Source organism: Microcoleus sp. LEGE 07076 (genome assembly GCF_015207455.1).
In the GTDB taxonomy this organism is placed as follows: Bacteria; Cyanobacteriota; Cyanobacteriia; order Cyanobacteriales; family Microcoleaceae; genus Microcoleus.
In genome coordinates, this window is the sequence record NZ_JADEWV010000075.1 from 20,486 (window position 1) to 27,362 (window position 6,877).

A 6,877-nucleotide genomic window follows, 5' to 3' on the forward strand; every position below is an offset into this window, starting at 1 on the left:
GGGCAGATAATCCTTGATTTAAAATTAATTAACATTCTTCCATATCCGAGATGATAAGTCAATTCATAAATTCATTGCTTGAATTCATAAAAGTCATAAGCCTAGTTTCATAAAAGTCATATTTTTCGGCAACTTATGCCGTTTCAAGCTGAAGCTGTTGTTTTTCCGTCAAAACCATCGCTATGTGTTTTTCGTAATAGGCAGCTTCGTTAATGAATACAGGGAAAACAGTAGATTCTCCTGGATATGGAAGCGATTCTCCGGTAAATGTGAGAAACATCGGTTCACCGGGATGCAAGGGTTCATAGTCTTTGAACTGAAGTTGGGGATGGATCGCAGCTTGCAGTTCACCTACTGAATTTCTGGGATAGTCTATTGAGCCGATCGCCTGATATACAGTTAAATGTGATGGTGTAGGAAGCGGTTTTCCCCGATTTTGTGCATCGAGATAATCGAGAATAGCGTGAACCAGCATTTCGGTTTGCTGCAACTGACGCGCATTGACGACTCCCTGGGCGATCGGTCCAACTTCTATGGTGCAACCGAAAGCAGAGAGCGATCGAAGCATTGGGGCATCGTTACCGTAATGCTCTCCCAAACAAACTCGCACTGAGGGATCTATCTCACTCAAATAGGCTAATAATTGCAAATTGAATGGATGTTTGCTAGATGGTAAAATTGTCAGCCCCATGTTGGCCGTTGTGCTGTGAAGGTCGAGGATCGCATCAGCCCCATGTTGGTCTTTCGGACATAGCTGGGCCCAGATTTCCTTAGCACGTCTGTCCTCGTAACCCATCAAATCTGGGTTAGACAAATCTTCCTCAGCAAAGCAACGGTTCAAATCGCGATCGACATAACGCCGATTGGACTTTACCGCTTGAGGATTAGCTAATGCAGAGTAACCACCTCAAAGCTCGATCGTTTCAGCCAGTCTGGGAATTGTTGAAACTTCTTAATCAGATAAACCCCAGTCAACTCGTTTCCGTGGGTTCCTCCCACAACTGCAACTCGTCGAATTACGTGCGAAATCATGAACAATCCTCATTAAGCAATACTTAAATGGGTAGGTAATACCGAAGTTTATAACTCTTACTTTCACGATAAAGAAGTTATCGCTATCTGTCAAATAGTTTTTTTGGATAACAATATACTTAAAAAATATAGTATTTAATCCCCGTTAAAAAAGACAATGTAACTGTAGGCCAGCGCTCCCAACCATGATAGTAATCATTCATTCCCAATCGTTCAAATCTCAAATCTCAAATCTCAAATCTCAACTCGTATAACCTATGGAACTTCGCCATCTCCGTTACTTCATTGCAGTGGCAGACGAACTGAGCTTTAGTCGCGCGGCAAAGCGATTGCACATTACCCAACCGCCCCTAAGTGAACAAATTAAAGATTTAGAGGCTGAACTGGGTGTGAAGCTATTCGATCGCAAAAGTCACCCGATTCAGCTAACCCCAGCAGGACAGGCGTTTTTAGAAGAAGCTCGCGCAACTTTGGTACAGTTAGAACAAGCGGTACATAAAACACAGCGAATTCATCAGGGTGAATTGGGCTGTTTGACCGTGGGTTTTCCCAGTTCGATCGCCAATGGTATCTTTCCAGAGATGCTGCGAACTTTTCGACAGCGATATCCAGAGGTACAACTGATTTTGCAGGAAGAACATAGTGCTTCCCTAATTCAGAGGTTGCGCGATCGCCAGACTGATATCATTTTTCTCTATCTCTACCACGATATTTCTGAAGCCAATGATTTAGAAACGATGTCTCTCACGCAAGAACCACTTGTCGCCGTTTTACCCAAAAACCATCCACTTGCAGCCAAATCCAAAATTTCGCTTTTCGATCTAAAAGAGCAAGAATTTGTAATGCCCCTTCATCAGATTGTGGCTGGCTTATCTGAGGAAATTTACCATGTATGTTCGCAAGCTGGATTTATTCCCAAAGTTGCTCAAACAGCCGTCTTTATGGTCACAATACAAAAACACACAAAAAACCCGTCTTAACCAGGTAAAAAGGTTGATCACTAAAAAAGTAATAGCAATGGCTGTTTGAGAAGTCTTATCAAGTTTTGCAATCACTCGATTCAAGCTGAATCTTCGTTTTCGCAAGTCCAAAATTTGCCCTCAATTGCATTTCTAATTCTCTCATCTTCCCTGGCTTGTTTCTTTGTTTCTTTGCTCACATTGGCGGGTGACCTCTTTCTTGACACCAGGCTCGATTTTCTCGGCTTGGATAAATCCGAGCGGCATGGACTGATTCTGGATAGCATCCTCTGTAACTTTTAAAACCTTCTATTTGGGCTTTTAAGTCTCCCGATTCCTTAAATTTCTCCCAACTCATTCGGTGTAAAAATACATATTCTTCAAATCAACTCGCTGAGATTTTGCCTCTAAACTATACTCGTTTTCATGCTTTTGTTATGACAATCGGATGGATTTGGGTTTGACTTAAACTTACTATTCTGTCCTCTATGCTCTGTTTGTTATTTTCCCATGATCAGAGTTGTTGCCGATAGACTTCGGTGAGGAGTAGCAAGGTTTTATATTGCTTTCTGCTCCGACTTTGTCGGGTAGCACCTGATTCGATTAGTTGTTCAATATGAGAATTTCTTTTTTGATATATTGCAGTTGTTTTTTAATAGCTTGTTTCTTTTTATGGCGGGACGGTCGTTTTTGTTTTGCTACTGCTAAGTAGTCTTTTCTGGCTATTTTTCGGTAGGTTCTGGGTTTTTTCTTGATTTTTGCTTTGACCGACTGATAGAGAATGTCGATGATTTTTTCGGTAGGAGCTCGGACTCGGTTTAATAGTCCTAAGTCGGTTGGATAGCTAATATCTGCTGAGCCGAGGTCGCATCTATGATTAATTTTTCTTGATTGGGTGACTCATTTTTTGCGTCCGAATCCTTTTTTTTCTGGCGGGTTTGGGGGGGTTCCCGTATTTTCTTGACCATTCGTTCCTTCACCTTATTGATTAGATTCACACTAATACGTCCGTCGAAAGTGAACTAATAGTCCTCGGTCAAAGGGGAGTTCATTACTGTATGTTGTTGATTGACCAATAAAGTATTGCAGAGCGGGATTTTCCCGGAGTTGCTCTACTGTTTTTCTATCGCTGATTCCCAGTTTTTCTTTGATGATTAATGCTCTCAATGCCATCCTAAATGATTTGGCGGGTGCGCCCATTTCGGTCGGGAAGTTTTCAGGATAATCTTCTTCAAATTCCAACCAAGGAATTAGTTGGGCTATTTTGACCCTACGGTTATCTTCTGCCAACTTGCATCCGTTGGGGAGTTCAAAGTCGAAGGGTTCGGTAGGAACAGACTCAGCTTTTCGGTACAGGAGCGCAAATGGTGATGCACAGGTTTTAAGCTATTTTACCTGTTTTTATTGCACTCTTACTACCTTTTTTGGTCGGAAATTCCATACAGTGTATACTTGAACCACTGCTTCAGCAAGCCCTATGTAGTCGGTGCTTTTGATAATTTTTGATATATCCGCACCCACAGCTACTGCTGCATGATTGTTGAAAAATATAAAAGCAACCTAAATCATGCTAAATTTGCGTCCTTTTTCAGGGATAATCTTGACAATTCCACAATCTAAGTGCTAAATCCAGATTTTCTTTTAAATCACCTTCAACTCTGTGAAGATAAACTCAACCTCAGCGATGTTGAATTAAACTCCGTAATTCTGGTTCATGGATATCGTTAAATCAAATCCTGTCTTGATCGGAATAATAAATTCGAGTCAACAGTCAACAGTCAACAGTCAACATCACCTGACGGTGTAACCGGAAATGATATTACAACTGCGATCGCACCGGAAAATTAAAGTTAGGGGTGACAGATTTCAGATTAATTCAAGTGTCGATCGATCGTCACAATCGAAACCGGATTCAGCGCGTCAAAACGAGTCAAACTCCCAGCAGACAAAGAACGCGACAACTGCACCTGCATGATGCGGTAACTCCAGTGCGGTTCCCGGCGCACCCGATCGCCAATCCAGCTCAAAACAGTAGCAATATCCTCAAAAACTTCCAAAGCCAGCACGATCGAGCCTCCAGGAAGCAGCCGCAGCGCGCAAACACCCAAAATTTTAGTCAACCCTCCGCCACTACCGCCAATAAAAATCCGGTGCGGCGGACGCAAGCGGTGCAAGATTTCCGGGGCGGTTCCGTGAATCGAGAACACATTTTGCAGCCCAAAACGGCCGTAGTTAAACTCGATGGCCAAAGTACCAGAAACCGTTTGTTCGATCGCGTATACATCAGACTGCGGGAACAAACGAGCAATCTCGATCGACACAGAACCGTTACCAGCGCCCACATCCCAGACAACTTGTCCCCGTTGCAAACCCAATTGTGCCAGCACCAACACCCGCACTTCCCGTTCCACCGTCAAACCAGGCCTGTCCCCACAACCGATAAAAGCTGCATCCGGTATTCCCAACAAAGGCAACTTTTCCACATCTAAAGATTCTGCCCTCGGCGGAGGTTCCCGCAGCATCACAACCACACTCAGCGGTGCAAAAGACTCTCCCAGCAGAGCTGACAGAGAACGGAGACCCACCCGCTCCTCAGCAGACCCCAAATTTTCGCAAACCCAAAACTCGTAGCGTGTAGGCAAATCTAGAGCTTTTACCAAATTTGCCAGCGTCGCCGGAGTGCGAGTTTCGTCCGCGAGCACGGCAATTTTCTCGACACCCAGCTTGAGTTTTGCCGTCAGTTCCTCAAAATAACGTGCTTGAGAGCCAACAAAATGAGCATCTTGCCAAGGGATTTGCAAGCGATTAAATGCCAATTGCACAGAACTGAGGTGGGGGTGAAATGTCAATTGATCTGGGGGGATTTGGGCAATTAACAACTTTCCCCAACCGTGGAACAGCGGGTCGCCGGCCACTAAAATTACGATCGACCCTCGGTCTGTTTCCACCGTCTCCGCATCCGGCTCTAACTGCGGTTGTTCACCCAACCAGCGCCGAATTTCGAGAATTGCTTCGGTTAAATCTTCCAACGCCCAACGCTCTCGCCCACGATCGGGAAAATAGCTCAAATGCCGATCGCTCCCTACCAGCAGAGCGGCCGTTTCTACAACCTGAAGCGCTGACGAACTCAGCCCAGCCGCTCCATCTAAACCAATACCAACCACGTGTACTGTCACTTTTTCAGCAAAAATTCAAAAACCATAATTAATTATTTTTCCTGGTTTCTCACAAATTTGTTGCTTGATTTTGTTAGCAAGCCAGAATAATTAAAGCATTTAATAGACAGTGTCCTGACTCGTCAACTACCCATCACCAAGCGGAGTACCTCTATGATCTGGGCTTGTATCTGAACTCCACCGCAATTCTGAGAATCTAGAAAGAATCTCAGCTTTAGTTTCACCGCTCGATACATCAGGGGATGCTGACAAACTCCCCGTACTCATCCAGTCTTGCCGAACAAGCAACGCTCTCATTGCAATATTTCGCGCACCAATCAAATCAGCGTGTAACTCATGTCCGCAACATTCGCAACGGAATAATAGCCCTTTTTTTGGCCTATTAGCATCCGAAGTATGCCCGCATTTAGGACAACTTTTCGATGTGTAATGAGCCGGAACTTTAGTTGCTAACGAACCATTTCGATGGGCTTTGTAGTCAATATACCCGTGCAATTCGGCATAAGACCACTTAGCTTTGTTTCGATTGGCTCTACGCCTCTTCTTGCTTGCCTTGTTGCCCGATTTAGTTCTAGTCCTTTCCCGGATTCCGGTGAGGTTTTCTAGTCCAATCAGGGTGTTAGGTTTGGCAATATCCTTGCTGATTTGGTGGTTGACATCAGCGATAAACCGTCTCTCTCTCCCAGACAGAGCGATTAATCTTCGCTTCGCTGAACGAGTGTCTTTACGCTGAAGAGTCATCCGTGCTTTATGGTAGCGGTTAGCTTTGTGTCTAGCATTCTTCCCTGAGTAGAATTTAGACTTATTTTGTAAGTCTGTTTCTACCGCTAAGTAGCGCATACCCACGTCAACACCAGAAATTGTCGTTATTTTTAGCGGGTTAATTTCAGGTGTTTCTGCTTCAATACTTACCATAAGGTAATATATTTTGGATGAACGCTGGTAGACAATTTTAGCTGCTCCAATATGAGCGCCATTGGCAATTAAGTCTAAATGCTTGTTGTAGCCATCATAGGAGACCACTATTCGACCTTGGAGAGTGATAATGCTCACTTGCCTTTCGGTTTTAAAAGAGTAGTCGCGCTGATAATTTAGGGTACAAGTTCGAGATATATATTTGGGGGCTTTGTCTAACCCTTTATACCTTCTCTTGCTGTAGCCTTTGGCGATAGCATCGTTAGATTGTTTTACCTTAGTCCACAGAGTTTTGTAAGTCCCAGACACTTGTCTGGGTACATTACAAGCCATTTGGGAGCCAAGTCCAAATCGAACGCGCAATTCGTTGTAGACCGCTTTTTGTAGCTTAGCGCCATTGCTGGTTTTACCTGCGTCAAAAGCGACTTGTGAAGTGTAATTCAAGGCATCTCGGTAGGCTAAAGTAGTCTGAGATACCAAAGCTTTTTGCTCGGCAGTCAGGTTTAGTTTTAGCTTGGCGGTGATGACTTGGGACATTGTATTCACAAACTCTGGTGTTATCGTATCTCGTGAAAACTAATACTGCAATGCCGGGAAATCAAAGATTTGTTCGGCAGTCAGGCCTGGCGCGCATTCCTCCGGGCACTCAAGGTCGTACAGTTAGAGTGCGGGACTCCTGCTGTCTAGTTGAAACATAGGAGATGGGAGAGGGGGAGAGGGGGAGAAAGGGAGAATGGAGAGTGGGGAGAATTGAAAGAATTGGGAAAATCTTCCTTGATTGAGTCCTCTGAATTC

At 44.2% G+C, this 6,877-nt stretch carries 5 protein-coding genes and 1 pseudogene; 1 reads left to right on the forward strand and 5 read right to left on the reverse strand.

The features are described from left to right. Positions 1-133: 133 nt before the first annotated feature. Complete coding sequence (locus tag IQ270_RS14480) at positions 134-841, reverse strand: aspartoacylase (protein ID WP_339384168.1); 708 nt, start codon at positions 839-841, stop codon at positions 134-136. Positions 842-888: 47 nt separating this feature from the next. Beyond that, on the reverse strand, positions 889-1,032 hold the full coding sequence (locus IQ270_RS32305; RefSeq protein WP_339384169.1) for a succinylglutamate desuccinylase/aspartoacylase family protein: 144 nt from the start codon (positions 1,030-1,032) through the stop codon (positions 889-891). Positions 1,033-1,289: 257 nt separating this feature from the next. Between IQ270_RS32305 and IQ270_RS14485 the strand changes: the two genes are divergently transcribed. Then, on the forward strand, positions 1,290-2,012 hold the full coding sequence (locus tag IQ270_RS14485) for a LysR family transcriptional regulator (protein ID WP_228056368.1): 723 nt from the start codon (positions 1,290-1,292) through the stop codon (positions 2,010-2,012). Here the strand turns inward: IQ270_RS14485 and IQ270_RS14490 are convergent. The 3 genes and pseudogenes from IQ270_RS14490 to IQ270_RS14500 all read right to left on the reverse strand — a co-directional run bounded on the left by IQ270_RS14490 (position 1,902) and on the right by IQ270_RS14500 (position 6,619). Further along, positions 1,902-3,347: pseudogene (locus tag IQ270_RS14490) on the reverse strand (IS5 family transposase). The gene IQ270_RS14485 and the pseudogene IQ270_RS14490 overlap by 111 nt on opposite strands. A gap of 515 nt (positions 3,348-3,862) precedes the next feature. Next, positions 3,863-5,167: a precorrin-6y C5,15-methyltransferase (decarboxylating) subunit CbiE gene (gene cbiE / locus IQ270_RS14495; RefSeq protein WP_193973887.1), complete on the reverse strand. Its 1,305-nt coding sequence runs from the start codon at positions 5,165-5,167 to the stop codon at positions 3,863-3,865. A 126-nt stretch (positions 5,168-5,293) separates the two neighbouring features. Beyond that, complete coding sequence (locus IQ270_RS14500; RefSeq protein WP_193973888.1) at positions 5,294-6,619, reverse strand: RNA-guided endonuclease TnpB family protein; 1,326 nt, start codon at positions 6,617-6,619, stop codon at positions 5,294-5,296. Between the last annotated feature and the right edge of the window lie 258 nt (positions 6,620-6,877).